The sequence below is a fragment of the Enterobacter sp. P82 genome (assembly GCF_037053385.1).
Lineage (GTDB): Bacteria > Pseudomonadota > Gammaproteobacteria > Enterobacterales > Enterobacteriaceae > Enterobacter.
The window spans coordinates 241,841-267,189 of record NZ_JBALHX010000001.1; the positions used below are offsets into that span (position 1 = coordinate 241,841).

General features: G+C 52.6%; 27 protein-coding genes. 18 read left to right on the top strand and 9 right to left on the bottom strand.

All coding sequences use genetic code 11. The annotated features are described in order from the left end of the window. Window positions 1–142: 142 nt before the first annotated feature. The 4 genes from hisJ to hisP all read left to right on the top strand — a co-directional run bounded on the left by hisJ (window position 143) and on the right by hisP (window position 3,195). Entirely contained in the window at window positions 143–925 is a 783-nt protein-coding gene (gene hisJ / locus WB237_RS01115; protein WP_008502592.1) for a histidine ABC transporter substrate-binding protein HisJ, read from the top strand. An 88-nt stretch (window positions 926–1,013) separates the two neighbouring features. After that, the gene (locus WB237_RS01120; RefSeq protein WP_114977630.1) at window positions 1,014–1,700 is read left to right on the top strand and encodes a histidine ABC transporter permease HisQ; all 687 of its coding nucleotides are present in this window, start codon (window positions 1,014–1,016) and stop codon (window positions 1,698–1,700) included. Continuing rightward, on the top strand, window positions 1,697–2,413 hold the full coding sequence (locus tag WB237_RS01125; protein ID WP_336209529.1) for an ABC transporter permease: 717 nt from the start codon (window positions 1,697–1,699) through the stop codon (window positions 2,411–2,413). The genes WB237_RS01120 and WB237_RS01125 overlap by 4 nt, the downstream gene beginning before the upstream one ends. Before the next feature lie 8 nt (window positions 2,414–2,421). Beyond that, entirely contained in the window at window positions 2,422–3,195 is a 774-nt protein-coding gene (gene hisP / locus WB237_RS01130) for a histidine ABC transporter ATP-binding protein HisP (protein ID WP_028016220.1), read from the top strand. Window positions 3,196–3,244: 49 nt separating this feature from the next. On the opposite strand, the gene WB237_RS01135 is transcribed toward hisP, so the two are convergent. From WB237_RS01135 to yfcG, 4 genes are all read right to left on the bottom strand, one after another. After that, window positions 3,245–3,754 (bottom strand): GNAT family N-acetyltransferase, encoded by a 510-nt coding sequence (locus tag WB237_RS01135; protein WP_336209531.1) that lies wholly within the window; start codon window positions 3,752–3,754, stop codon window positions 3,245–3,247. 44 nt (window positions 3,755–3,798) lie between these two features. Then, the gene (locus WB237_RS01140) at window positions 3,799–4,692 is read right to left on the bottom strand and encodes a TIGR01777 family oxidoreductase (protein ID WP_336209533.1); all 894 of its coding nucleotides are present in this window, start codon (window positions 4,690–4,692) and stop codon (window positions 3,799–3,801) included. 13 nt (window positions 4,693–4,705) lie between these two features. Then, entirely contained in the window at window positions 4,706–5,074 is a 369-nt protein-coding gene (folX, locus tag WB237_RS01145) for a dihydroneopterin triphosphate 2'-epimerase (protein ID WP_028016226.1), read from the bottom strand. Between the two features lie 75 nt (window positions 5,075–5,149). Continuing rightward, a complete protein-coding gene (yfcG, locus tag WB237_RS01150; protein ID WP_336209536.1) occupies window positions 5,150–5,779 on the bottom strand; it encodes a GSH-dependent disulfide bond oxidoreductase in 630 nt (209 codons plus the stop codon). Between the two features lie 139 nt (window positions 5,780–5,918). On the opposite strand from yfcG, the gene yfcF reads away from it, so the two are divergent. Genes yfcF through yfcD form a run of 3 tightly spaced genes read left to right on the top strand, consistent with a single transcriptional unit; the run spans window position 5,919 to window position 7,781 of the window. Continuing rightward, window positions 5,919–6,563 (top strand): glutathione transferase, encoded by a 645-nt coding sequence (yfcF, locus tag WB237_RS01155; RefSeq protein WP_028016228.1) that lies wholly within the window; start codon window positions 5,919–5,921, stop codon window positions 6,561–6,563. 56 nt (window positions 6,564–6,619) lie between these two features. Then, the gene (yfcE, locus tag WB237_RS01160) at window positions 6,620–7,171 is read left to right on the top strand and encodes a phosphodiesterase (protein ID WP_336209538.1); all 552 of its coding nucleotides are present in this window, start codon (window positions 6,620–6,622) and stop codon (window positions 7,169–7,171) included. Between the two features lie 55 nt (window positions 7,172–7,226). Continuing rightward, window positions 7,227–7,781 (top strand): NUDIX hydrolase YfcD, encoded by a 555-nt coding sequence (gene yfcD, locus WB237_RS01165; protein ID WP_028016230.1) that lies wholly within the window; start codon window positions 7,227–7,229, stop codon window positions 7,779–7,781. A 3-nt stretch (window positions 7,782–7,784) separates the two neighbouring features. On the opposite strand, the gene WB237_RS01170 is transcribed toward yfcD, so the two are convergent. Further along, window positions 7,785–8,804, bottom strand: coding sequence for a LacI family DNA-binding transcriptional regulator (locus WB237_RS01170; protein WP_028016231.1), 1,020 nt, complete (start codon window positions 8,802–8,804; stop codon window positions 7,785–7,787). 235 nt (window positions 8,805–9,039) lie between these two features. On the opposite strand from WB237_RS01170, the gene WB237_RS01175 reads away from it, so the two are divergent. From WB237_RS01175 to WB237_RS01195, 5 genes are all read left to right on the top strand, one after another. Further along, on the top strand, window positions 9,040–9,483 hold the full coding sequence (locus WB237_RS01175) for a PTS sugar transporter subunit IIA (protein ID WP_336209541.1): 444 nt from the start codon (window positions 9,040–9,042) through the stop codon (window positions 9,481–9,483). Between the two features lie 80 nt (window positions 9,484–9,563). Continuing rightward, window positions 9,564–9,836: a PTS sugar transporter subunit IIB gene (locus WB237_RS01180; protein WP_003861447.1), complete on the top strand. Its 273-nt coding sequence runs from the start codon at window positions 9,564–9,566 to the stop codon at window positions 9,834–9,836. A gap of 21 nt (window positions 9,837–9,857) precedes the next feature. Then, window positions 9,858–11,249 (top strand): PTS ascorbate transporter subunit IIC, encoded by a 1,392-nt coding sequence (locus WB237_RS01185; protein ID WP_028016233.1) that lies wholly within the window; start codon window positions 9,858–9,860, stop codon window positions 11,247–11,249. Then, window positions 11,246–12,076 carry a transketolase gene (locus WB237_RS01190; RefSeq protein ID WP_336209543.1) on the top strand — a complete coding sequence of 277 codons (831 nt, stop codon included), beginning with the start codon at window positions 11,246–11,248 and terminating at the stop codon, window positions 12,074–12,076. The genes WB237_RS01185 and WB237_RS01190 overlap by 4 nt, the downstream gene beginning before the upstream one ends. After that, a complete protein-coding gene (locus tag WB237_RS01195; RefSeq protein WP_336209545.1) occupies window positions 12,069–13,022 on the top strand; it encodes a transketolase family protein in 954 nt (317 codons plus the stop codon). Before WB237_RS01190 ends, WB237_RS01195 begins: the two co-directional genes overlap by 8 nt. Window positions 13,023–13,066: 44 nt before the next feature. Here the strand turns inward: WB237_RS01195 and pta are convergent, their stop codons facing one another. Then, window positions 13,067–15,208: a phosphate acetyltransferase gene (gene pta / locus WB237_RS01200; RefSeq protein WP_237993844.1), complete on the bottom strand. Its 2,142-nt coding sequence runs from the start codon at window positions 15,206–15,208 to the stop codon at window positions 13,067–13,069. Between the two features lie 76 nt (window positions 15,209–15,284). Continuing rightward, window positions 15,285–16,487 carry an acetate kinase gene (ackA, locus tag WB237_RS01205; RefSeq protein ID WP_114977643.1) on the bottom strand — a complete coding sequence of 401 codons (1,203 nt, stop codon included), beginning with the start codon at window positions 16,485–16,487 and terminating at the stop codon, window positions 15,285–15,287. Window positions 16,488–16,824: 337 nt separating this feature from the next. Here ackA and yfbV point away from each other — a divergent pair, with 337 nt between their 5' ends. From yfbV to WB237_RS01225, 4 genes are all read left to right on the top strand, one after another. Further along, entirely contained in the window at window positions 16,825–17,280 is a 456-nt protein-coding gene (yfbV, locus tag WB237_RS01210) for a terminus macrodomain insulation protein YfbV (protein ID WP_028016238.1), read from the top strand. A gap of 91 nt (window positions 17,281–17,371) precedes the next feature. Further along, window positions 17,372–17,866, top strand: coding sequence for a YfbU family protein (locus WB237_RS01215; RefSeq protein ID WP_008502874.1), 495 nt, complete (start codon window positions 17,372–17,374; stop codon window positions 17,864–17,866). 11 nt (window positions 17,867–17,877) lie between these two features. Continuing rightward, complete coding sequence (locus tag WB237_RS01220; protein ID WP_028016240.1) at window positions 17,878–18,537, top strand: sugar phosphatase; 660 nt, start codon at window positions 17,878–17,880, stop codon at window positions 18,535–18,537. A 76-nt stretch (window positions 18,538–18,613) separates the two neighbouring features. After that, window positions 18,614–20,446, top strand: a complete 1,833-nt coding sequence (locus WB237_RS01225; protein ID WP_336209550.1) for an SLC13 family permease — start codon at window positions 18,614–18,616, stop codon at window positions 20,444–20,446. A gap of 40 nt (window positions 20,447–20,486) precedes the next feature. On the opposite strand, the gene yfbR is transcribed toward WB237_RS01225, so the two are convergent. Continuing rightward, complete coding sequence (gene yfbR / locus WB237_RS01230) at window positions 20,487–21,086, bottom strand: 5'-deoxynucleotidase (RefSeq protein WP_028016242.1); 600 nt, start codon at window positions 21,084–21,086, stop codon at window positions 20,487–20,489. 94 nt (window positions 21,087–21,180) lie between these two features. Next, a complete protein-coding gene (gene alaA / locus WB237_RS01235; protein ID WP_008500204.1) occupies window positions 21,181–22,395 on the bottom strand; it encodes an alanine transaminase AlaA in 1,215 nt (404 codons plus the stop codon). A gap of 936 nt (window positions 22,396–23,331) precedes the next feature. Between alaA and lrhA the strand changes: the two genes are divergently transcribed. Continuing rightward, window positions 23,332–24,270, top strand: coding sequence for a transcriptional regulator LrhA (gene lrhA, locus WB237_RS01240; RefSeq protein ID WP_336209554.1), 939 nt, complete (start codon window positions 23,332–23,334; stop codon window positions 24,268–24,270). A 630-nt stretch (window positions 24,271–24,900) separates the two neighbouring features. Further along, window positions 24,901–25,341 carry an NADH-quinone oxidoreductase subunit NuoA gene (gene nuoA, locus WB237_RS01245; RefSeq protein ID WP_014171000.1) on the top strand — a complete coding sequence of 147 codons (441 nt, stop codon included), beginning with the start codon at window positions 24,901–24,903 and terminating at the stop codon, window positions 25,339–25,341. The last annotated feature ends 8 nt before the right edge of the window (window positions 25,342–25,349 follow it).

Below are 25,349 nucleotides of genomic sequence, written 5' to 3' on the forward strand. Positions count from 1 at the left end.
TTGTGCATACTTACGCATTTATAATGCAAAAAATCCCAGCTGAAAGGCATTAATCTTTGCCTGTCAGAGGGGATTGATGGCACATTAGCACCACCCCGTCGTCGTAAAAATCCCGTATGAAGACAGTTTGTTGAGGACAGATATGAAAAAACTCGTGTTGTCACTATCTCTGGTACTGGCCTTTTCCAGCGCCACCGCGGCATTCGCAGCAATTCCGCAGAAAATTCGTATTGGTACCGATCCTACCTATGCTCCGTTCGAGTCAAAGAATTCTAAGGGTGAACTGGTTGGTTTTGACATCGATCTGGCCAATGAGCTGTGCAAACGCATCAAAGCACAGTGCACCTACGTTGAGAACCCACTGGACGCGTTGATCCCTTCTCTGAAAGCCAAAAAAATCGACGTGATTATGTCCTCACTCTCTATCACCGAAAAACGCCAGCAGGAGATTGCCTTCACGGACAAACTCTACGCGGCCGATTCCCGTCTGGTGGTGGCGAAATCGTCTGACATTCAACCAACGCTGGAGTCGCTGAAAGGCAAACGTGTTGGCGTACTGCAGGGCACCACACAGGAAACCTACGGTAACGAACACTGGGCACCGAAAGGGATTGAAATTGTCTCCTATCAGGGCCAGGAAAATATCTACGCAGACCTGACGGCAGGCCGTATTGATGCGGCCTTCCAGGATGAAGTCGCGGCGAGCGAAGGCTTCCTGAAGACGCCGGTCGGTAAAGATTACAAGTTTGGCGGTCCGTCCATTAAGGATGTGAAGTTGTTTGGCGTGGGCACCGGTATGGGCCTTCGTAAAGAAGACAACGAATTACGTGAAGCACTGAACAAAGCGTTTGCCGAAATGCGCGCTGACGGCACGTACGACAAACTGGCGAAAAAATACTTCGATTTTAATGTTTACGGCGGCTAATCGCCCCGTCAAATAACGTGCGGCCCCTCCCGAAGTGGGAGGGGAAAAGACACGGTTCCACCACTCACGATACGACAGGGCTCGCGGTATGCTGTACGGATTTTCTGGCGTTATTTTACAGGGCGCGCTTGTCACCCTTGAGCTGGCTATCAGCTCCGTGGTGCTGGCGGTGCTGATAGGTCTGGCGGGTGCCGGTGCGAAGCTTTCAGCTAACAAACCACTGGCGTTAATTTTTGAAGGCTATACCACGCTCATTCGCGGTGTTCCTGATCTGGTGTTGATGCTGCTTATCTTCTACGGTCTGCAGATTGCGCTGAACAGCGCGACGGACGCGATGGGCATGGGACAAATTGATATTGACCCGATGGTGGCTGGTATTATCACCCTCGGTTTTATCTACGGAGCCTACTTCACTGAAACTTTCCGCGGTGCTTACATGGCCGTGCCGAAAGGTCACATTGAGGCGGCAACCGCATTTGGTTTTACCTCCTCACAAACGTTTCGCCGAATCATGTTCCCGGCCATGATGCGCTACGCGCTTCCGGGTATCGGTAACAACTGGCAGGTTATCCTCAAAGCGACGGCGCTGGTCTCGCTGCTCGGTCTGGAAGACGTCGTTAAAGCGACTCAGCTGGCGGGCAAGAGCACCTGGGAGCCGTTCTACTTTGCGGTGGTCTGTGGTGTGATTTATCTGGTCTTTACGACCGTCTCCAATGGTGTGCTGCTTCTGCTCGAGCGTCGCTACTCCGTGGGTGTGAAGAGGGCTGACCTGTGATTGAGATTATTCAGGAATACTGGAAATCGCTGCTGTGGACAGATGGCTATCGCTTTACCGGTGTGGCGATTACGCTCTGGCTGCTGATCTCCTCCGTGGTGATGGGCGGCATTCTGGCGGTGTTTCTTGCCATTGGCCGTGTGTCGAACAAAAAATATATCCAGTTCCCTATATGGCTGTTTACCTACGTGTTTCGCGGCACACCGCTGTACGTGCAGCTGCTGGTGTTCTATTCGGGGATGTACACGCTGGAGATCGTAAAAGGCACTGAGATGCTGAATGCGTTCTTCCGCAGTGGCCTGAACTGTACGGTGCTGGCGTTGACGCTCAATACCTGCGCCTATACCACTGAGATTTTCGCGGGGGCAATTCGTTCCGTGCCTTACGGGGAAATCGAAGCGGCACGCGCGTACGGTTTCTCGTCAGTGAAACTTTACCGCTGCATAATTCTGCCGTCGGCGCTGCGTATCGCGCTACCGGCGTACAGTAACGAAGTGATTTTGATGCTGCACTCCACCGCGCTCGCCTTTACCGCGACGGTGCCGGATCTGCTTAAAATTGCGCGCGATATTAACTCCGCGACCTATCAGCCGTTTACTGCGTTTGGCATTGCGGCAGTGCTCTATTTAATTATCTCTTATGTTCTGATTAGCCTGTTCCGTAAGGCTGAAAAACGCTGGTTGCAGCATATAAAACCTTCTTCGACGCACTGAGAAAGATGATGGCTGAGAACAAATTAAACGTTATTGATTTGCACAAACGCTACGGCGAACATGAAGTGCTGAAAGGGGTGTCGCTGCAGGCGAATGCGGGCGACGTGATCAGTATCATCGGCTCATCCGGCTCGGGGAAAAGTACCTTCCTGCGCTGCATCAACTTCCTCGAAAAACCGAGTGAAGGCTCGATTGTGGTGAGCGGGCAGAATATCAATCTGGTACGTGATAAAGACGGTCAACTGAAGGTTGCAGATAAGAACCAGCTGCGCCTGTTGCGTACGCGTCTGACCATGGTGTTCCAGCACTTCAATCTCTGGAGCCATATGACGGTGCTGGAGAACGTGATGGAAGCACCGGTTCAGGTGCTTGGCCTGAGCAAGCAGGAAGCCCGCGAGCGCGCGGTGAAATACCTGGCGAAAGTGGGTATCGACGAGCGGCAGCAGATGAAATACCCGGTGCATCTCTCCGGTGGTCAGCAGCAGCGTGTGTCCATCGCCCGCGCACTGGCGATGGAACCCGAGGTGCTGTTGTTTGACGAACCGACCTCCGCGCTCGATCCAGAACTCGTCGGCGAAGTGCTGCGCATTATGCAGAAGCTGGCCGAAGAGGGGAAAACGATGGTGGTGGTGACGCACGAGATGGGCTTCGCCCGTAACGTCTCGAACCACGTTATCTTCCTGCATCAGGGGAAAATAGAAGAGCAGGGGCATCCGGACGAGGTGCTGGCAAACCCGCAAAGTCCGCGTTTGCAGCAGTTCCTGAAGGGCTCACTGAAGTAGATTTTGCCTTTCTCCCTCTCCCCTTTGGGAGAGGGATGGGGTGAGGGCATCAAACTGTACCGCACTCCAGCCGATACACCCAGTCGTCATAGCGCACACCGTCAATCTCGTACGCCTTTTCCAGCAACTGCGTGCGTACAAACCCGGCTTTCTCTAATACTCGCACCGAGCCGCCGTTATCTGCCAGCACGTAGGCGTTAATCGCTTTCACGCCGGTCTGGTTAAACGCATAGTCACACACCGCGCGCAGCGCCTCGCTGGCGATGCCTTGTCCCTGAGCAGCAGGCACGACGGTATAGCCGATATCGGCCTCTTCGCGGTTTTCTGTGCTGATTTGCAGGCCAATATCCCCGAGCGGCGACGCATCATCATGCATACGGATAACAAACACATGCGCTGCCGCCAGACGTGCGGCAAATACGCGTCGGGTCTCTTTTTCCGGCGCGATGGCGGCCATATAGCGCATGATGCTGCGATCTTCTCGCAGTGAGCGGAAGAAGGCCCAGTCAGAGGGTTCGAAAGGGGTGAGGTGAAGCCGGGGGGTGGTGATGGTTGCCATTATTACGCCATTTCATCTGGACATGACGTATGAATGTAGCATATTCACCGCACCACATCCTCCAGCGCTTCTTCTAAGTCATACCAGCGGAATGCAAACCCGGCCGCTTCCAGCCGTTTTGGCAGCGCCCGTTGCCCGCCTAATGCCAGCACCGATGCTTCCCCCATTATCAGGCGAATTACCGTTGCAGGGACACGTAAAATCGCCGGACGATGCAGGGCGTGCCCCAGCGCATGAGCAAACTGCTCATTACGCACCGGATACGGTGCAACCATATTAAATGGCCCGCGTAGATCGTTATCCAGCAGCCAGAGAATGCCGTTCACCATATCGTCAATGTGGATCCACGCCATATACTGGCGGCCATTACCGATTGGCCCGCCGAGCCCGAGCCTGAAAGGGGGAAGCATCTTCGCCAGAATACCCCCTTTCGGCGCAAGCACGATGCCGGTTCGCAACAGGCAGACACGGGTATGATCGCTCTGCGCGGCACAGGCGATGCGTTCCCATTGGGCGCAGAGTTTGTGGGTAAACTCGTTATGGGGTGGCTCTTCCTCGGTCACTACCACTTCGCCGAGATCGCCGTAATAGCCCACTGCTGAGCCTGAAATCAACACCGAAGGCGGCGTGTGGCTATTGCGAATAAGCTCGACCAGCTTTTCGGTAATGTTCCACCGACTGCTGCAGAGCAGTTGTTTTTGCTCTTCCGTCCAGCGTTTATCGGCGATGGGTTCACCTGCCAGGTTGATGACGGCGTCAAAGCCGTCCAGATTTTGCTGCTCGGACAAATTTTTCCAGATGTCGACACCCGTCCCCAGCACCTGGCGTGCTTTCTCCGGGCTGCGCGTCACAACGGTAATGTCGTGATGCAGCGCCTGCAGGCGCGCAACGAGATGATGACCAATCAGTCCTGTACCGCCGGTCAGCAAAATCTTCATACAACCTCCAGGTTTACGCCTGGTGTTGCCAGCTTAACGTCATTGAGACGGAATCGGCGTAACGCAGGGCGTGAAGTTTATCGATCTCTACTTCAGCATAAGTGACCCAGTGATGTTCGCGTGCGATGTCGAGCACATCCTGAGTTAATTTTTCCAGCAGAGAGAAGCGGTTATTTTCCACGTACTGGATGATGTTTTTGGTTATTGTGCGGTAGTTCAGCGCATCATTAATGTCTTCACTGGCCCGCGCTTTATCTGCCGGGTAGTGGATGACCACATTAATGACAATATCCTGACGGTTGGCGATCTCTTCCTCTTTGATACCGATGAAGGTACGCAAGCGTAAATTTTTTATACGAATAATAGCGTCTGGCTGTGACATTGCAGGTCTTCTCCGTGTCAGTATTTCCTGCTCATAATACATGAGAGGCTCGCAGGCACCCAGCCTCATATCAGGTTAAATCTGCTGGATTTTTTGTATTGCGCGTTCGGTGGCCGGGCGGGTCCGAATACGCTCAAACCAGTTGTTCACCGCCGGGTAAGAGGCAAGGTCAATCCGGTGTTTTTCATAGGTATTCACCCATGGCCAGCAGGCAATATCAGCAATACTGTAATGATCGCCCCCGAGCCATGGCGTTTTCTCCAGCCGACGATTCAGGACGCCGTAGAGCCGTTGAGTTTCTACCTGGTAGCGTTCTATCGCATAGGGAATGGGCTGCGGGGCGTAAGCGGTAAAATGGTGATTTTGCCCCAGCATGGGACCCAATCCGCTCGCCTGCCAGAACAGCCATTGCAAGGTATGGTGACGTTCGCGCAATTCACCGCTCAACAGTTTGCCGGTTTTTTCCGCCAGATAGAGCAAAATTTCACCGGATTCAAACAGACTCAATGGTCTGCCGCCATCTGCTGGCTGGTTATCAATGATGGCTGGAATTTTATTGTTTGGTGAGATAGCCAGAAAGAGAGGGCTGAATTGTTCACCTTTGCTGATATCCACGCGAATGATCCTGTAATCCAGTTCGGCTTCTTCAAGAAAGAGGGTGATCTTTTGGCCGTTTGGGGTAGGGGCATAATAAAGGTCGATCATTTTCAACGCCTCTCCATGTGAATAATGGTGTCATGAAAATGAGTATAGGTGGTTGTTGTAAATCGTGAGTTTTCATCAAGTGACAGCGAGGCAAAGAGATTATATGTTGAGTAAAAACCGATCAGCCTATGAGGATGTTATGAACCAGCCTGTAATCACGTTGTGGTCCGATGCGAATTTCTTTTCTCCCTATGTAATGAGCGTATACGTTGCGCTGGCCGAAAAAGGGCTCACTTTTACGCTGAAGACCGTTGATCTTGATGGTGGTGAACATCTCAAACCGCAGTGGCAGGGTTATGACCTGACCCGACGCGTACCGGTGCTGGAAATTGATGGATTTGCGCTGAGCGAATCGTCAGCGATTGATGAATATCTGGAAGATCGGTTCGCGCCACCAGAATGGGAGCGCATCTATCCTCACGATCTGCAAAAGCGTGCCAGGGCGAGGCAGATCCAGGCGTGGCTGCGTAGCGATCTGGTACCGATTCGTGTGGAACGCTCGACGGACGTCGTGTTTGCCGGGGTGAAAAAGCCAGCCCTGAGCGCAGAAGGCACAGAAAGCGCGCAAAAACTGATTGAAACCGCTACCTCACTGCTTGCGCATGGCAACCCGAACCTGTTTGGGGAGTGGTGCATTGCCGACGCCGATCTGGCGTTAATGTTAAACCGTTTAATCCTCAACGGTGATGAAGTGCCGCAACTGCTGGTGGATTATGCTGCGTTTCAATGGCAGCGAGCTTCTGTGCAGCGCTATGTGGCACTCTCCGCTAAGCGTGCGGGCTGATAACCCCTGGCGCTTCAGGTATGATAAGGGCAGTTTGTTTTCCTGAGGAGTGACTGATGAAACTAATGTTTGCGTCGGATATCCATGGATCGCTGCCCGCTACCGAGCGTGTTCTTTCCCTGTTTGCGCAAAGCAGTGCGCAGTGGCTGATTATTCTGGGCGATGTGCTCAATCACGGCCCGCGTAATGCGCTACCGGAAGGTTATGCCCCGGCGCAAGTGGCGGAAAAGCTTAACCAGCATGCCTCGCGCATCATCGCCGTTCGCGGCAACTGCGACAGCGAAGTCGATCAGATGCTGCTGCATTTCCCCCTTACCGCGCCGTGGCAACAGGTACTGCTGGAAAAAAGTCGCCTGTTTCTGACGCATGGGCATCTTTTTAGCCCGGATAATCTCCCGGCGCTGGCGGCTGGCGATGTCCTGGTTTACGGTCATACTCATATTCCGGTTGCTGAAAAGCACGGTGAGATTTATCACTTTAACCCGGGGTCGGTCAGCATACCCAAAGGCGGATACCCTGCGAGCTATGGCATGCTCGATGGAAATACGTTAAGCGTTATCGCACTTAATGATCAGCAAGTTATTGCGCAGGTAGCGATTAATCCGTAAGTTACACCTCAACTGCAAACGCGCCGAAAGAGCGCTTAGACGAGAAGGTTTCCCGATGGTGGAGCAGAATCATTTGGCAAGTACAGAGTGGGTTGACATTGTCAGCGAAGAGAATGAAGTGATCGCGCAGGCCAGCCGCGAACAAATGCGTGCGGAACGTCTGCGTCATCGTGCGACATATATCGTTGTTCATGACGGTATGGGTAAAATTCTGGTTCAGCGCCGCACGGACACCAAAGATTTTCTCCCGGGTATGCTGGATGCCACTGCAGGCGGTGTGGTCCAGGCAGATGAAGTGCTGCTGGATTCCGCGCGTCGTGAAGCGGAAGAAGAGTTAGGTATTGCGGGCGTACCGTTTGCCGAACATGGGCAGTTCTATTTTGAGGATGAAAACTGCCGCGTCTGGGGCGGGTTGTTTAGCTGCGTCTCTCACGGGCCGTTTGCCCTGCAGGAAGAAGAAGTCAGCGAAGTGAACTGGATGACGCCGGAAGAAATTACCGCGCGTTGCGACGAGTTCACTCCAGATTCATTAAAAGCGCTGGCACTGTGGATGAGCCGTAACGCGAATAACGAGTCGACCAAATCAGAGAAAGAGGAAGAGGCTGAGTAAGCCTTAGCAACTCTCTCGCAGACACAGACTGGACGCGATGGGCTTTTGATCGCGCCAGTCTCCGTCATTCAGACGTTCCAGAAGTGCTTTCCCGGCTTCAATCCCAATCTTACGATGCGGCACTGCCATTGTCGTCAGCGGCGGCTGACAGACGCGGCTCACATCGCTGTCGCCAAAGCCTACCACCGCCAGATCGTCTGGTACCTTGATTCGCCTGCGCTGACATTCATACAGAGCACCGCAGGCCAGTTCGTCTGAGACGCACACCAGCGCATCCAGTTCAGGCCATGCCAGCAGGAATTCGGGCAGTTGCGCGGCGCCGGTCGAGAAAACTGGCGGCATGGCAGCGTTAATGACCCGGTTCGGTGACATATGGTGGCGAAGCATCGCTTTGTACCAGCCCTGTAAATGCTGCTGGAAAATCCACTGTTCCTGGTTGGCGCACAGCAGACCGATATTTTGATAGCCGCGTTTAATTACCATTTCCGTCAGTTCGTACATGGCCGCTACGTTATCAATCCCGATATTCATATCAATCGGATCGGCACGCATGGCCCCCATTTCCATTACCGGAATGGAGGCATTTTTCAGCCAGTGGCGAACAGTGTCAGTGTGTTCAACACTGAGCAAAATGGCGGCGGCAATATTCGACGCCAGCAGTGTCTCCAGCAGCTTCTCTTCCTGTTCAAGACGATGCTGGGATTCTGCCAGCATGATCTGATAGCCGGCAGGCTGCAGCACCTGCTGTAGCCCGGCGAACATCTCTGAACAGCCGGCCTCGGAGAGATTAGGAACGACCATCGCAATCGTCCATGACGAGGCTGAGGCCAGTGCACTGGCTGCAAGATTGGGCATATAACCTAACTCTTGCACCGCGGCTTCAATTTTTTCTCGCAGTTTATCGGAAACCTGTTCGGGCGTGCGGAGTGCACGGGACACGGTCATCGTGCCCACACCGGCAAGCTGTGCGACATCGGCGAGTGTCACTTTACCGGTACTGCGCCGTTTTCGGGTTAGAGACATACACCTTCCTGCTGACCAGACGCGTTCTTATTTTCCTTCGTTTCACGTGACAGGCAGTATACGCCCTAAATCCCTTTTTTTGCTGTGATTTCACACCATGATTACAATTTGATAGCGCTATCACATTTCTGAATGTTAGCGACTGGTAGCGCTATCTTTGTGATCATGATCGCAGTCAGGTATTGATGTGTTGAATAAAGTTTGCTCATCTTTTGCAGTGTGGCGGGAGTGAAAAGTGCTGAAAAAATGGATATATGATGCAACCATTACGATTCAGGAAAGCGTTGAAAGCTGGCCGCAGGCGCTGGAGATATGCGCAAAACCGTTGCTGGATCTGCAGGTTATCGCGCCGGAATACGTCACGGCGATCGTTGAGCAACATCGTACATTAGGACCTTACTATGTGCTGGCACCAGGGCTGGCGATGCCGCATGCGCGGCCGGAGGAAGGAGCCAAAGGACTGGGGTTGTCTTTATTAAAACTAAAACAGGGCGTCTCTTTTGGTGCCGGTGAGTTTGACCCTGTCGATGTCATTATTATGCTCGCGGCGCCGGACAAACATAGCCATATCGAGATGATTTCTGCGCTGGCTGAGCTGTTTTCCAGCGATGAAGATATGGCTGAATTACATCAGGCGAATACTCTGGAGGAAATTAAAACGATTATTGACCGCTGCTGATTTAATTCTTTAATCCGATTTTTCACAACATTACGCGCTGGCGTGATGGGGCGTGCTTTACTCAAAAAAAGGGGACAACAATGAAAATCATGGCTATTTGCGGTTCTGGCCTGGGCAGTAGTTTTATGGTCGAAATGAATATCAAAAAGGTGCTCAAAAAGCTGGAGATTGAGGCCGAGGTTGAACACTCCGATCTCTCCTCGGCCACACCGGGCGCGGCCGACCTGTTCGTGATGGCAAAAGACATTGCGGCCAGCGCCAGCGTGCCGGAAAGCCAGCTGGTGGTGATCAACAACATCATCGACATCAACGAACTTGAAGCGCAACTGCGTGCCTGGTTCGAAAGACAATAACCCTGATTAGGCGAGGTGGATATGTTTATCCTTGAAACGCTGAATTTCGTTGTTGATATATTAAAAGTCCCTTCGGTGCTGGTGGGGTTAATTGCGTTAATCGGTTTGGTTGCACAGAAAAAAGCGTTTTCGGACGTGGTGAAAGGGACAATTAAAACTATCCTGGGATTTATTGTGCTGGGGGGGGGGGCCACAGTACTGGTAGGGTCATTAAATCCTTTAGGCGGCATGTTTGAGCACGCTTTTACTATCCAGGGGATTATTCCAAACAATGAAGCGATTGTGTCGATTGCGCTTGAGAAATACGGTGCCGCAACCGCACTGATTATGGCCTTCGGGATGGTGGCGAATATTATCGTCGCGCGCTTTACCCGCCTGAAGTATATCTTCCTGACCGGGCATCACACCTTTTACATGGCGTGCATGATTGGTGTGATCCTGACGGTAGCGGGCTTTGAAGGCGTAGGGCTGGTCTTTACCGGCTCGCTGATCCTCGGTCTGGTAATGGCCTTCTTCCCGGCCATCGCGCAGCGTTATATGAAGCGTATCACCGGTAACGACGATATCGCCTTTGGTCACTTCGGCACGCTGGGCTATGTGCTGTCCGGCTGGATTGGCAGCAAGGTTGGCAAAGGCTCCCGCTCAACCGAAGAGATGAACCTGCCGAAGAACCTGAGCTTCCTTCGCGACAGTTCTATCTCCATCTCGCTGACCATGATGATTATCTATCTGATCATGGCGGTGAGTGCCGGGCGTGAATACGTTGAGGCCACCTTCAGCGGCGGTCAGAACTACCTGGTGTACGCCATCATCATGGCGATTACCTTCGCGGCGGGCGTGTTCATCATCCTGCAGGGTGTGCGCCTGATCCTGGCGGAAATCGTTCCGGCCTTTACCGGCTTCTCGGAAAAACTGGTGCCCAATGCACGCCCGGCGCTGGACTGCCCGGTGGTCTATCCGTATGCGCCAAACGCGGTGCTGATTGGCTTCCTGTTCAGCTTTCTGGGTGGGATTGTGGGGTTGATCATCTGCGGCCAGTTTAACTGGGTGCTGATCCTCCCGGGCGTAGTGCCGCACTTCTTCACCGGTGCAACGGCGGGCGTGTTTGGGAACGCGACAGGTGGACGTCGTGGGGCAATGATTGGCGCCTTTGCCAATGGGTTGCTGATCACCTTCCTGCCGGTGCTGCTGCTTCCGGTGCTGGGCGCAATTGGCTTTGCTAACACAACGTTCTCGGACGCTGATTTCGGCGCCGTTGGGATTGTGCTCGGCAACCTGGCGCGCTTCCTGTCGCCGCTTGCCATTACCGGGCTGGTTGTGGCGCTATTCGCGCTGCTGGTGGCGTACAACGTCTTCGCGAAAAACAAACCTGCAGGCGGTAACGCGCAGGAAAACACCGGAGCCAAATCATGAATGAGAAAGAGATAACCGAACTCGCGCGTCAGATCCGTCTTGAGACGCTGAAATCCCTGACGCGGCTGGGCTTTGGACACTACGGTGGCAGTATGTCGGTGGTTGAAACGCTGGCCGTGCTGTACGGCGCGGTGATGAAAATCGACCCGGCCGATCCGGACTGGCCAGAGCGTGACTACTTTGTCCTGTCGAAAGGTCATGCGGGCCCGGCGCTCTACAGCACGCTGGCGATCAAGGGTTACTTCCCGGTGGAAGAACTGAGCACGCTGAACCAGAACGGTACCCGACTGCCAAGCCATCCGGATCGCCTGAAAACGCGTGGCGTGGATGCCACCACGGGATCCTTGGGGCAAGGGATCTCCATTGCCGGGGGAATGGCGCTGTCGCACAAGCTGGCAGGGCGGCCAAACAGAGTCTTCTGCATTGTCGGTGACGGCGAGTTGAACGAAGGACAGTGCTGGGAAGCCTTCCAGTTTATTGCGCACCATCGTCTGAATAACCTGACGATATTCGTGGACTGGAACAAGCAGCAGCTGGATGGCGAGCTGGACGATATTATCTGTGCGTTCGACCTGGAAGGAAAATTCCGCGCTTTTGGCTATGACGTGGTGACGGTCAAAGGAGACGATATTCCGGCGCTGCTGGAAGTGACCTCTCTGGTTCCGGCGAAAGATGCTCGCCCAAGAGTGGTGATCCTGGACAGCATTAAAGGGCAGGGGGTGCCGTATCTGGAGCAGCTCAGTAACTCGCACCATCTGCGATTGACCGCAGAGAGTAAAGCGGCCCTCGATGAGACTATCCGCCAACTGGAGGCTACACATGATTAAGGTTGCACCAGCAGGACAGAAAGATGCCATTGAGATGCGTAAAGTCTACGCGGGTTTTGTGGCTAAGCAGATTGAGGCGGGAAGTGAGATTATCGCCCTTGAAGCGGATCTGATGAGCTCTATGGCGATGGATAGCGTGGCGCGTGATTATCCGCAGCATGTGATTAACTGCGGCATCATGGAAGCGAACGTAATTGGTACGGCGGCAGGACTGTCACTTACCGGGCGCAAACCGTTTGTTCATACCTTTACCGCCTTCGCCAGCCGTCGCTGTTTTGACCAGCTGTTTATGTCCCTTGACTACCAGCACAACAACGTGAAGGTGATAGCCTCTGATGCGGGTGTGACGGCCTGTCATAACGGCGGAACGCATATGTCGTTTGAAGACATGGGCATCGTTCGCGGTCTGGCGCATTCAGTGGTGCTGGAAGTCACCGACGCGGTAATGTTTGAAGACGTGTTGCGCCAGCTTATCGATCTCGACGGTTTTTATTGGGTGCGCACCATCCGTAAGCAGGCACCGAGCGTGTACGCGCCTGGCTCGACGTTTACCATCGGCAAAGGCAATGTGCTGCGCGAAGGCACCGATATTACCCTGATTGCCAATGGCATTATGGTGGCGGAAGCACTGGAAGCGGCGCGTCAGCTGGAGAAGGAGGGCGTCAGCGCGGCGGTCATCGACATGTTTACCCTGAAGCCTATCGACCGGATGCTGGTGAAAAACTACGCCGAGAAAACCGGGCGTATCGTCACCTGCGAAAACCACAGCATTCATAACGGGCTGGGTTCAGCCGTTGCGGAAGTGCTGGTAGAAACCTGCCCGGTACCGATGCGTCGGGTTGGCGTGAAGGAGCGTTATGGCCAGGTGGGGACACAGGATTTCCTGCAGAAGGAGTATGGCCTGACGGCACATGACATTGTGTCGGCGGCGAGAGAGCTACTGTAAATAAAAAAGGCGACCGTGAGGTCGCCTTTTTGTTGCAGTAAAACTTACTGCTGCTGTGAAGACTGGATCGCGGTCAGCGCGATGGTGTAGACGATATCGTCTACCAGCGCACCACGGGACAGGTCATTCACAGGTTTGCGCATACCCTGCAGCATTGGCCCGATGGAGATCAGGTCTGCAGAACGCTGTACCGCTTTGTAGGTGGTGTTACCGGTGTTCAGATCTGGGAAGATGAACACGGTCGCGCGACCTGCAACCGGAGAGTTCGGCGCTTTGGATTTCGCAACGTCAGCCATAACCGCAGCATCGTACTGCAGCGGGCCATCGATCATCAGGTCAGGACGTTTTTCCTGCGCCAGACGAGTTGCTTCACGGACTTTCTCTACATCGCTACCTGCACCAGAGGTACCGGTAGAGTAGGAGAGCATTGCCACACGTGGTTCGATACCGAAGGCAATCGCGGAGTCAGCAGACTGGATAGCGATTTCAGCCAGCTGCTCTGCAGTTGGATCCGGGTTAATCGCACAGTCACCGTAAACATAAACCTGTTCAGGCAGCAGCATGAAGAACACGGAAGAAACCAGAGAGCTACCTGGAGCGGTTTTGATCAACTGCAGCGGTGGACGGATGGTGTTCGCAGTAGTGTGAACAGCACCGGAAACCAGGCCGTCAACTTCGTCCTGCTCCAGCATCAGCGTACCCAGCACCACGTTGTCTTCCAGCTGTTCACGCGCAACGGCTTCGGTCATACCCTTGCTCTTACGCAGCTCAACCAGACGTGCAACATAGCTTTCGCGAACCACTTCCGGGTCAACGATTTCGATGCCTGTACCCAGTTCAACGCCCTGAGAGGCCGCCACGCGGTTGATCTCGTCCGGGTTGCCCAGCAGCACGCAGGTCGCGATGCCGCGCTCTGCACAGATAGCCGCCGCTTTAACAGTACGTGGTTCGTCGCCTTCTGGCAGAACAACACGTTTGCCCGCTTTACGCGCCAGCTCGGTCAGCTGGTAACGGAATGCAGGAGGAGACAGACGACGGCTGCGCTCGGAGGTCGCCGTCAGGGATTCGATCCAGTCTGCGTTAATGTAGCCAGCAACGTATTCCTGAACTTTCTCGATACGCTCGTGGTCATCAACCGGCACTTCCAGGTTGAAGCTCTGCAGGCTCAGGGAGGTCTGCCAGGTGTTGGTGTTCACCATGAAGACTGGCAGGCCAGTGGCAAACGCGCGTTCGCACAGTTTGCTGACGCGCGGGTCCATCTCGTAGGCACCGGTCAGCAAGATAGCGCCGATTTCCACGCCGTTCATCGCGGCCAGGCACGCTGCAACCAGGACGTCAGGACGATCTGCGGAGGTCACCAGCAGGGAACCTGCGCGGAAGTGTTCCAGCATGTGCGGAATGCTACGCGCACAGAAGGTCACGGACTTCACGCGGCGGGTATTGATGTCGCCTTCGTTAACGATGGTGGCGTTCAGGTGACGCGCCATGTCGATTGCACGGGTGGCAATCAGATCGAAACTCCATGGTACCGCGCCAAGTACTGGCAGCGGGCTGGATTCCTGCAGTTTAGCCGGGTCAACTTTGATGACTTTCGCTTTGGAGGAGTCGTCGAAGATCTCGGACAGATCAGGGCGAGTACGGCCCTGCTCATCAACTGGCGCATTCAGTTTGTTAACGATTACGCCAGTGATGTTGGTGTTTTTCGCGCCGCCGAAGCTGCTGCGAGTCAGTTCGATACGCTCGTTCAGCTGCTCAGGGGTATCAGTGCCCTGAGACATCACGAAAACGATCTCTGCGTTCAGGGTTTTCGCGATTTCGAAGTTCAGAGACTGGGCAAACTGGTGTTTGCGGGTCGGGACCAGACCTTCAACCAGCACCACTTCCGCGTCTTGCGTGTTAGCGTGGTAGTTGGCGATGATCTCTTCCATCAGCACGTCTTTCTGGTTGCTGGACAGCAGAGACTCAACGTGGCTCATCTTCAGCGGTTCAGCCGCTGGCAGATTGGAGTTTTTACGAACGATGGTGGTGGTCTGGTCTGGCGCATCGCCACCGGCACGAGGCTGGGCGATTGGCTTAAAGACGCTCAGACGAACGCCTTTGCGTTCCATAGCACGGATAACGCCAAGGCTGACACTGGTCAGGCCGACGCTGGTTCCGGTAGGGATCAGCATAATAGTACGGGACACGGTTTATCCTCTTTCGTTACCGCCGACATTGGGCGGGTTACAAAACAGCACCGCCAGCAGAGCTGGCGGTGTGGAATCAGGCGGTCAGACGGCTTGCGTCTTGCGCGATGACCAGCTCTTCGTTAGTTGGGATAACGATAGCTGGGCGGGTGCCTTCTTTGTTGATGAAGCCAGACTTGCCGAAACGGGCAGCCAGGTTACGCTCGTGATCAACGTCGAAGCCCAGAACGCCCAGTTTGCCCAGGGACAGTTCACGCACCATTGCCGCATTCTCACCGATACCACCGGTGAAGATAACCGCGTCCAGACGGCCTTCCATCAGCGCAGTGTAAGAGCCGATGTACTTCGCCAGACGGTGGCAGTAAACGTCCATTGCACGTTTAGCGTCTTCTTTTTCTGCGTAGTTGTCTTCAACATAACGGCAGTCGCTGGTGACTTCGGTCAGACCCAGCAGGCCAGACTCTTTGGTCAGCATTTTGTTGATCTGGTCAACGCTCATGCCCAGGGTGTCGTGCAGGTGGAAGATGATTGCCGGGTCGATGTCACCGGAACGGGTACCCATCACCAGACCTTCCAGTGGGGTCAGACCCATGGAGGTATCAACGCATTTACCGTTGCGGATAGCAGAAACAGAACCACCGTTGCCCAGGTGGCAGGTGATGATGTTCAGTTCTTCAACTGGCTTATTCAGTACTTTTGCCGCTTCCTGAGTTACATAGAAGTGGCTGGTGCCGTGCGCGCCGTAGCGACGAACACCGTGCTCTTTGTACAGGCTGTATGGCAGGGCATAGAGGTAAGACTCTTCCGGCATGGTCTGATGGAACGCGGTGTCAAACACGGCCACGTTTTTATCTTTCAGATTCGGGAAGGATTTCAGCGCTTCAGCGATACCGATCAGATGCGCCGGGTTGTGCAGCGGTGCAAATGAGGCAGCATCTTTGATGCCCTGAATAACAGTTTCGTCGATCACGACGGAGCTGGTGTATTTTTCGCCGCCGTGGACGATACGGTGACCAATCGCAGTCAGCTGAGCAGACAGTTCTGGTTTTTGTGCCAGAATAGTGTTAACGATAAAGTTCAGCGCTTCACTGTGAGCGGCGCCTGCACCTAAAGCCGCTTCTTGTTTGCTGCCGTCCATCTTCCACTTGATACGTGCTTCAGGCAGATGGAAACATTCGGCCAAACCAGAGAGGTATTCGTCACCGTTGAGCGCATCGATGATGGCGAATTTCAGTGAGGAGCTACCGCAGTTCAGAACCAGTACTAACTTACTCGACATGGAAGTACCTATTATTGATACGTGGCTAAAAAAACGTCAGTGAGTCTAACAGCGTAACGCATGATGACTCAGACATTTATGATTAACATCATGCCAAACGAACATTCTGGCATGATGAAAGAAATACCTATGATTTTATGCCATTTTGAACATTTTTCAGACAATGGCATAATATGCGATAATTTGACGAGTTAATGATTCTCGTCTATGGCCCTATCAGGCTGGCACAGGATACCCGATACGGGGTAGGGATGACAAAAGATTTTGAACGTTGTCATCACCTGTTGTGGTTTTGCACGAAAATTTTAAATTTTATATGTGAAGTTGAGGTACAGCCATGTCGACACCAGAGAACCCGACCGTAAATTTCTTTAGTCTGTTTCGTCGGGGACAGCATTACGCAAAGACGTGGCCGATGGAAAAGCGTCTTGCACCCATGTTTATAGAGAATCGCACCATCCGCGCAACGCGCTATGCGATTCGATTTATGCCTCCCGTTGCTATCTTTACCCTGTGCTGGCAAATCGCATTGGGTGGTCAGCTTGGTCCGGCGGTCGCGACGGCGCTCTTCGCGTTAAGTCTGCCAATGCAGGGGCTCTGGTGGTTAGGTAAACGCTCCATCACACCGCTTCCGCCTTCTATTTTACACTGGTTTTATGAAGTGCGCGGAAAACTGGAAGAGGCAGGCCAGGCGCTTGCCCCGGTCGAAGGTAAGCCGGATTATCAGGCGCTGGCCGACACGCTTAAGCGAGCTTTTAAGCAACTTGATAAAACATTCCTCGATGATTTGTGATTGATCATCGAAACGACTATTAAAAGAAGGCACAGTAACAATCAGTTACCGTGTCTTTTTTTTAAGTGCAATGCGCTACAGGAGTCGAAAGATGGAAATGACCCATGCTCAACGTCTGATTTTGTCTAACCAGTACAAGATGATGACTATGCTTGATCCCGATAACGCTGCGCGCTACAGCCGCCTGCAGACCATCGTCGAACGCGGCTTTGGTTTGCAAATGCGCGAACTGGATCGCGAGTTTGGTGAGCTGAAAGAAGAAACCTGCCGCATCGTGATCGACATTATGGAGATGTATCACGCCCTGCATGTGTCCTGGACGAATCTTAAAGATCAGCAGTCCATTGACGAGCGCCGTGTCACCTTCTTAGGCTTTGATGCTGCTACAGAAGCGCGTTATCTGAGCTATGTTCGCTTTATGGTGAATACCGAGGGGCGTTATACCCACTTTGATGCGGGCACTCACGGTTTCAACGCGCAGACCCCAATGTGGGATAAATACCAGCGCATGTTGAGCGCGTGGCATGCCTGTCCACGCCAGTACCATTTAAGCAGCAACGAAATTCAACAAATCATTAATGCCTGACGGAGGTGCGTGTGCAGTGTAGAGGTTTTCTGTTTGATCTGGACGGTACGCTGGTGGATTCGCTGCCGGTTGTGGAGCGATCCTGGTGCCATTGGGCTGACAGACATGGCATCGACCATCAGGAGGTGCTGAATTTTATCCATGGCAAACAGGCCATAACCTCGCTAAGGCACTTCCTGGCCGGACGCTCTGAGGACGACATTCAGGCGGAGTTCAAATACCTGGAACACATTGAAGCCACCGATACGGACGGCATCACTGCATTACCAGGGGCACGCGAACTGCTTGAGCATCTGAACGAGGCACAGATCCCATGGGCGATTGTCACCTCCGGTTCCGTGCCGGTTGCTCACGCCCGACACAAGGCGGCAGGCCTGCCAACGCCCGAAGTGTTTATCACGGCGGAGCGCGTTAAGCGCGGAAAACCGGAACCCGACGCTTTTTTACTGGGGGCTGAATTGCTGGGGCTCGCTCCGGCAGAGTGTGTAGTGGTGGAAGATGCAGCGGCAGGTGTCCTTGCCGGGTTAAACGCCGGTAGCCACGTTATCGCCGTCAACGTTCCGACGGGCTCCCCCCGGCTGAGTGAAGCGGACTTTGTGCTTGATTCTTTGACGGCACTGGCTGTTTCAAAAGCACCTGACGGCGTTGTAACCGTCTCGCTGAAAATGTAATCCCATGATATAGCCCCACATTGTTGGGGCTTTTTTATGGTAAAAAATTCTCATCTCCCACTGACAAGGACATGTTGTGAACGGTGAACTGATTTGGGTCCTTAGCCTGCTTTTAATCGCCATCATTCTTTTCGCCACGGGCAAGGTTCGCATGGATGCGGTCGCCTTGTTTATCATCGTTGCTTTTGTGCTGAGTGGTACGCTCACGCTGCCGGAAGCCTTCTCCGGGTTCAGCGATCCCAACGTCATTCTGATTGCCGCCCTGTTTATTATTGGTGATGGTCTGGTGCGCACCGGCGTAGCAACCATCATGGGAGCATGGCTGGTGAAGGTGGCCGGTAGCAGTGAAACAAAGATGTTGATTTATCTGATGCTGACCGTTGCCGGGCTGGGGGCGTTTATGAGCTCAACGGGCGTGGTCGCGATTTTTATCCCGGTGGTGCTGAGTGTTTCCATGCGGATGCAGACCTCGCCGTCGCGCCTGATGATGCCTCTGAGTTTTGCCGGTTTGATCAGCGGTATGATGACGCTGGTGGCAACGCCGCCAAACCTGGTTGTTAACAGCGAGCTGATCCGGGAAGGATTCCAGGGGTTCAGTTTTTTCAGCGTCACCCCGCTTGGGCTGGTCATTCTGCTGTTGGGTGTGGTCTACATGCTGCTGACCCGTTTTGCTCTGAAAGGGGAAAAGCAGGATAAAACCAAAGAGGGCTGGAAGCGACGTACCTTCCGCGATCTGATCAAAGAGTACCGTCTCACCGGGCGTGCCCGCCGTCTGGCCATTCGCCCCGGCTCGCCGATGGTCGGGCAGCGGCTTGACGACCTGAGGCTGCGTGAGCGTTATGGCGCGAATGTGATCGGTGTAGAGCGCTGGCGTCGTTTTCGCCGGGTTATCGTCAATGTTAACGGGGTTTCGGAATTCCGTGCGCGGGATGTCCTGCTGATTGATATGTCCACCGCAGATGTGGATCTACGTGAATTCTGCAGCGAGCAAATGCTGGAGCCGATGGTGCTGCGCGGGGAGTATTTCTCAGACCAGGCTCTTGATGTCGGCATGGCCGAAGTGTCGCTGATCCCGGAATCGGAATTACTGGGCAAAACCGTGCGCGAAATCGGTTTCCGAACCCGCTATGGTTTAAACGTGGTGGGATTGAAGCGTGATGGCGTCGCGATGGATGGGGCCGTCGTGGATGAGCCTCTCCAGTTGGGGGATATTTTTCTGGTCGTCGGTAACTGGAAGCTCATCAGCCAGCTCGGGCAAAAAGGGCGTGATTTTGTGGTGCTCAACATGCCAGTTGAAGAGAGCGATGCCTCTCCGGCTCACAGTCAGGCTCCCCACGCTATTTTTTGTCTGGTGCTCATGGTCGCGCTGATGCTGACCGATGAAATTCCTAATCCTGTGGCGGCGATTATTGCCTGTTTACTGATGGGCAAATTCCGCTGTATTGATGCCGAAAGTGCTTATAAAGCGATTCACTGGCCGAGCATTATATTAATTGTCGGCATGATGCCCTTCGCCCTGGCGCTGCAAAAAACCGGCGGGGTGGATCTGATCGTTAAAGGTTTGATGGACGTTGGCGGCGGGTATGGGCCGTACATGATGATGGTCTGCCTGTTTATTATGTGCGCCACCATCGGTCTGTTTATCTCAAACACTGCGACGGCGGTATTGATGGCGCCGATTGCGCTGGCGATGGCGAAATCCATGGGCGTATCGCCGTATCCCTTTGCGATGATGGTGGCGATGGCGGCATCAGCAGCGTTTATGACGCCAGTCTCTTCACCGGTCAATACCCTGGTACTGGGGCCGGGGAACTACCGATTCAGCGATTTTGTGAAACTGGGCGTGCCGTTCACCGTGCTGGTGATGCTGGTGTGCGTGGTATTGATACCGGTCCTGTTCCCCTTCTGAGAATTTTGCCGGGTAAGGCGAAGCCGCCACCCGGCAAAAGTTACAACGGCGAATCCTGGCTAATCTCGTCCAGCGATAAATGGAAGCTCGGTACAAACACCTGCATAAAATAATCCATCTCTTCGCTGCGGCGGGATTCAAGCGTTTTCTCCAGACGCGTTTTCGCCAGTAAAAATTCGTTGTTTCCTGCAGAGAGTTCTTCCAGACACTTCAGGTAGGCGCATAGCGCATCGGCCTGTTTGACCAGTGACTTTTCATCTTCCGTGTACTGATGCTCATCGATCAGCGGCTCAAAGATATCGCGTAACTCCTCCGGCACCATATCTATCAGCTTCTGCTGGGCAATTTTCTCGATGGCCTTATATTCCTGCGCAATCTGTGAGTTGAAATATTTCACTGGAGTAGGCAGATCGCCGGTCAGCACTTCAGACGCGTCATGGTACATCGCCAGCAAAGCAATGCGCTCCGCGTTGACCTGGCCGTTAAATTTGCGGTTTTTAATGGCGGCCAGCGCATGAGCAACCATGGCAACCTGCAAACTGTGCTCCGATACATTCTCAGTGCGCACGTTGCGCATCAGCGGCCAGCGGTTGATGAGTTTCAGGCGGGAGAGATGGGCAAAGAAATGACTCTGACTCATAAGGTACCTTTTGTCTTCACTGCGACAGACTTCATTGTGCGGGGAGGGGAGGGAAGATGCAAATCAGGCTACCGAGGTAGCCTGATTTTTAAGATTACTGATGATAGCCGGAAAGGAATCGCCCGAATCTGCTGATGGCCATTTCGAGATCGTCTTCGCGCGGAAGGGTGACGATACGGACGTGATCCGGCCACGGCCAGTTAAACGCCGTTCCCTGAACCAGCAGCACTTTTTCCTGCAGCAGGAAATCGAGCACCATTTTCTGGTCGTCATGAATATTGAAGCGCTTCGCGTCAATTTTCGGGAACATGTAGAGTGCCCCGTTTGGCTTCACGCACGAAACGCCAGGGATGTCGTTGATCAGTTCCCATGCACGGTTACGCTGTTCGTACAGACGACCTCCAGGGACAATAAACTCACTAATGCTCTGATAGCCACCGAGCGCCGTCTGGATCGCGTGTTGCGCCGGTACGTTGGCACATAAACGCATTGAGGCCAGCATCTCCAGCCCTTCAATATAACCTTTGGCGTGTTTTTTCGGGCCGTTCAATACCATCCAGCCCTGACGGAAACCCGCCACACGGTAGGTTTTAGACAGACCGTTAAAGGTAACGGTCAGCAGGTCCGGGGCCAGCGCGGCGATAGAGTGGTGCTGCGCCGCGTCATACAGGATCTTGTCGTAAATTTCATCGGCAAAGATGATCAGGTTGTGCTGACGAGCGAGCTCGACGATCTCCATCAGAAGTTCTTTGGAATAAACCGCACCCGTTGGGTTATTCGGGTTAATAATCACGATGCCACGCGTACGAGGGGTAATTTTCGCGCGAATATCATCGAGATCCGGGAACCAGTCAGAAGACTCGTCGCACAAATAGTGCACCGCTTTCCCACTGGACAGTGATACGGCAGCCGTCCACAACGGATAATCCGGCGCAGGTACCAGCATCTCGTCGCCACTGTTCAGCAGCGCCTGCATCGCCTGCACGATCAGTTCAGAAACACCATTGCCGATGTAGATATCTTCAACGGTAACATCGCGCATACCGCGTGCCTGGTAGTGCTGCATGATGGCTTTACGCGCGGAGTAAAGTCCTTTTGAATCGCAATAGCCTTGTGCGGTGGGCAGGTTACGGATCACATCAACCAGAATTTCATCCGGCGCTTCAAAACCAAATGGCGCAGGGTTACCAATGTTGAGTTTCAGAACCTTATTGCCTTCTTCTTCAAGGCGTTTTGCCTCTTTCAGAACCGGGCCGCGGATGTCATAACAGACGTTATCTAGCTTGCTGGATTTTTCGATAGGGGACATGAACCTTTAACCTTTTCGCTATTATTGCCACTCCCTGCCGTGGAAGTCAGCACGGAACAATGTACTCCCCCCTCGCTTCGTTTTGAAGGGTGTGCAGTAGAAGATTTTGTGAAGAGAGCAAAAGTCTGGTGAATCTATTTCGCTATTAATACACAGCTTTACTGTCTTAAAGTTATGCACATAGCACATGCTTAGGTTGATTGTACTGTTAATTTTAAAAAATACTGTATATTGTGCTGGTGAAAATAAGTGGCGAGCAGTACCGTGGGTAAGTCACGCTGCGTGACTTTTCGTAAAACCTGAATGCTTGCTACATTTTACCGTAATAGCATGATGTGGCTAAAAGTTACTCATGTGAAATTAATGTTAAGCATTATTAATGAAAGACCTTAATCTAAATTAAAATTTATTTATTATTAACGAACAAAATGCAACTTTAGTTAATATTAATAAAATCAGTTTAGAAGCTTAACAACCCGTTTTAATCCGCAATATTGCAATAAGACTTATAAATAAAGTGGATTTGGGTTAAGATGTCTTTCAGGAAAGCAGGTGACAGAGGCATATGTTTTGTTTATCTGGAACTGCTTATCTGAATTAATTGATTGTTATTGTTGGAGTTATCTCTGGCTGGAATGTGTCGAACATTTCCCGCTACGTTGACAGCGCTGCGATATAGATGGCAGAAAAGGTGTTGTACCTTTAATGTAATTTACATAAACCTGCGAACATCTAATTATCCTGAACGTTTAAGAGAATAAAAATAACGTCATGAAACGTGCTTTCTGACTGTTGATATAAAGCAGCACAATAACTATCTGTCAGGCAGTCTGCCGGGCCGGGATGCGAGGGAAAACCTTCAGAGGGAATTGCTTAACTGTTACACACAGCTTCAACCCGGGCAGCTCCGCACGAGCAACCTGAAAGTGAATAGATATGATAAATGCAAATCGTCCGATAATGAATCTCGACCTCGATCTGCTGAGAACGTTTGTTGCGGTCGCTGATCTCAACACTTTTGCAGCTGCTGCTGCCGCCGTTTGCCGAACCCAGTCCGCCGTTAGCCAGCAAATGCAGCGGCTGGAGCAACTGGTTGGTAAAGAGCTTTTTGCCCGTCACGGGCGTAATAAACTCTTAACGGAACACGGTATTCAGCTTCTGGGTTATGCCAGGAAAATTCTTCGCTTTAATGATGAAGCATGTATGTCATTAATGTTTAGCAACCTCCAGGGGGTGCTAACGTTAGGTGCATCTGATGAGTCAGCAGATACGATATTGCCGTTCCTTCTCAATCGAATTAGTTCGGTTTATCCGAAGCTTGCGCTGGATGTGAGCGTAAAACGCAATGCCTTTATGGTTGAGATGTTAGATGAGAAAAAGGTCGACCTGGTGGTCACCACGCATCGTCCCGGGCAGTTTGATTGCCTGACGTTGCGTACATCGCCAACGCACTGGTATTGCGCAGCAGAATATGTGCTGCAAAAAGGGGAGCCTGTTCCACTGGTTTTACTGGATGACCCGAGTCCTTTCCGCGATATGGTGCTGACGGCGTTAAATGAAGCCAATATTCCGTGGCGTTTAGCGTATGTGGCTTCCACGTTGCCAGCGGTTCGCGCTGCTGTGAAAGCAGGACTTGGCGTAACGGCACGCCCGGTAGAGATGATGAGCCCTGATCTGCGTGTGTTGGGTAAGTCTGATGGTCTTCCGGTGTTGCCCGATACGGAATATCTGCTCTGCCACAACTCGTCCAGCCATAACGAGCTGGCGAAAGTGGTGTTTGAGGCAATGGAAAACTACCATAACCCGTGGCAGTTCGAACACGTTACCTCCGAAGGGGGGGATGACTCCCTGATCGTTGAAGGTGATTTTGAGTGATCAATAGCTCAAAATTCTGGTAACAAAATGTAAGTGTAAAAAAAGGCCACTCATGTGATTTTTGCATGCAGTGGCTTTTTTTTGGCAATAATATCCACTTATGCGACATGGATTCTATAAATATTTTTTATTTATCAATAATATAAGTTATTTTGCTTAAAACTTGTCCGTTTTCTGTTCTCACGTCACCCCTATCCCTCCCATGTTAAAAAAACAGGAAATATGTTGCCGTTTTCTTGGTTGAATTAACAAAAGCGTGTCGCAGATCAAGAAAATACTCCTATTTGGGGGGAGGAATCGCTGGCAAATCCTGTCAAAATAGGAGGGTTATTTTTTTTACTTCCGAAACGGACACGATTCAACAACATACATTTGACGGAAAGTCATGCACCCACCAGGGTTAAAGGGCACCAAATGTTAATGAGAATCGCTCGATGTAATTTAATGTGAAGAAACCTTTGTTAAAGTTGACAAAAGGTTATAGAAAGGAGTAAAAAACCCCATCATTTTGCTGTCTCCGTCTCATTTCTGACAGTTAGTGTAAGGTTATTTGTTCCTCCCCATGAATCGATGTGATGCCCATCTGCCAGCAAGAGCAGTGTCGTAGGTATCACTTTTGATGAGTAAGCAATGAGTATGTCAACATCCACAGAAGTCATCGCTCATCACTGGGCATTCGCAATCTTTCTTATTGTAGCCATTGGCCTGTGCTGCCTGATGTTAGTCGGCGGCTGGTTCCTGGGCGGTCGCGCCCGTGCAAGGCACAAAAACACACCTTTCGAATCAGGTATTGATTCCGTAGGTTCCGCTCGCTTACGCCTGTCTGCCAAGTTCTATCTGGTAGCCATGTTCTTCGTCATCTTTGACGTGGAAGCGCTTTACCTTTTCGCATGGTCAACGTCCATCCGCGAAAGTGGTTGGGTGGGCTTTGTCGAGGCCGCAATTTTCATTTTAGTGCTACTGGCCGGTCTGGTTTATCTGGTGCGTATTGGCGCGCTTGACTGGACGCCTGCGCGTTCACGTCGTGAACACATCAACCCGGAAAACAGTATCTCTAATCGTCAGCAGTAACAGCGAGG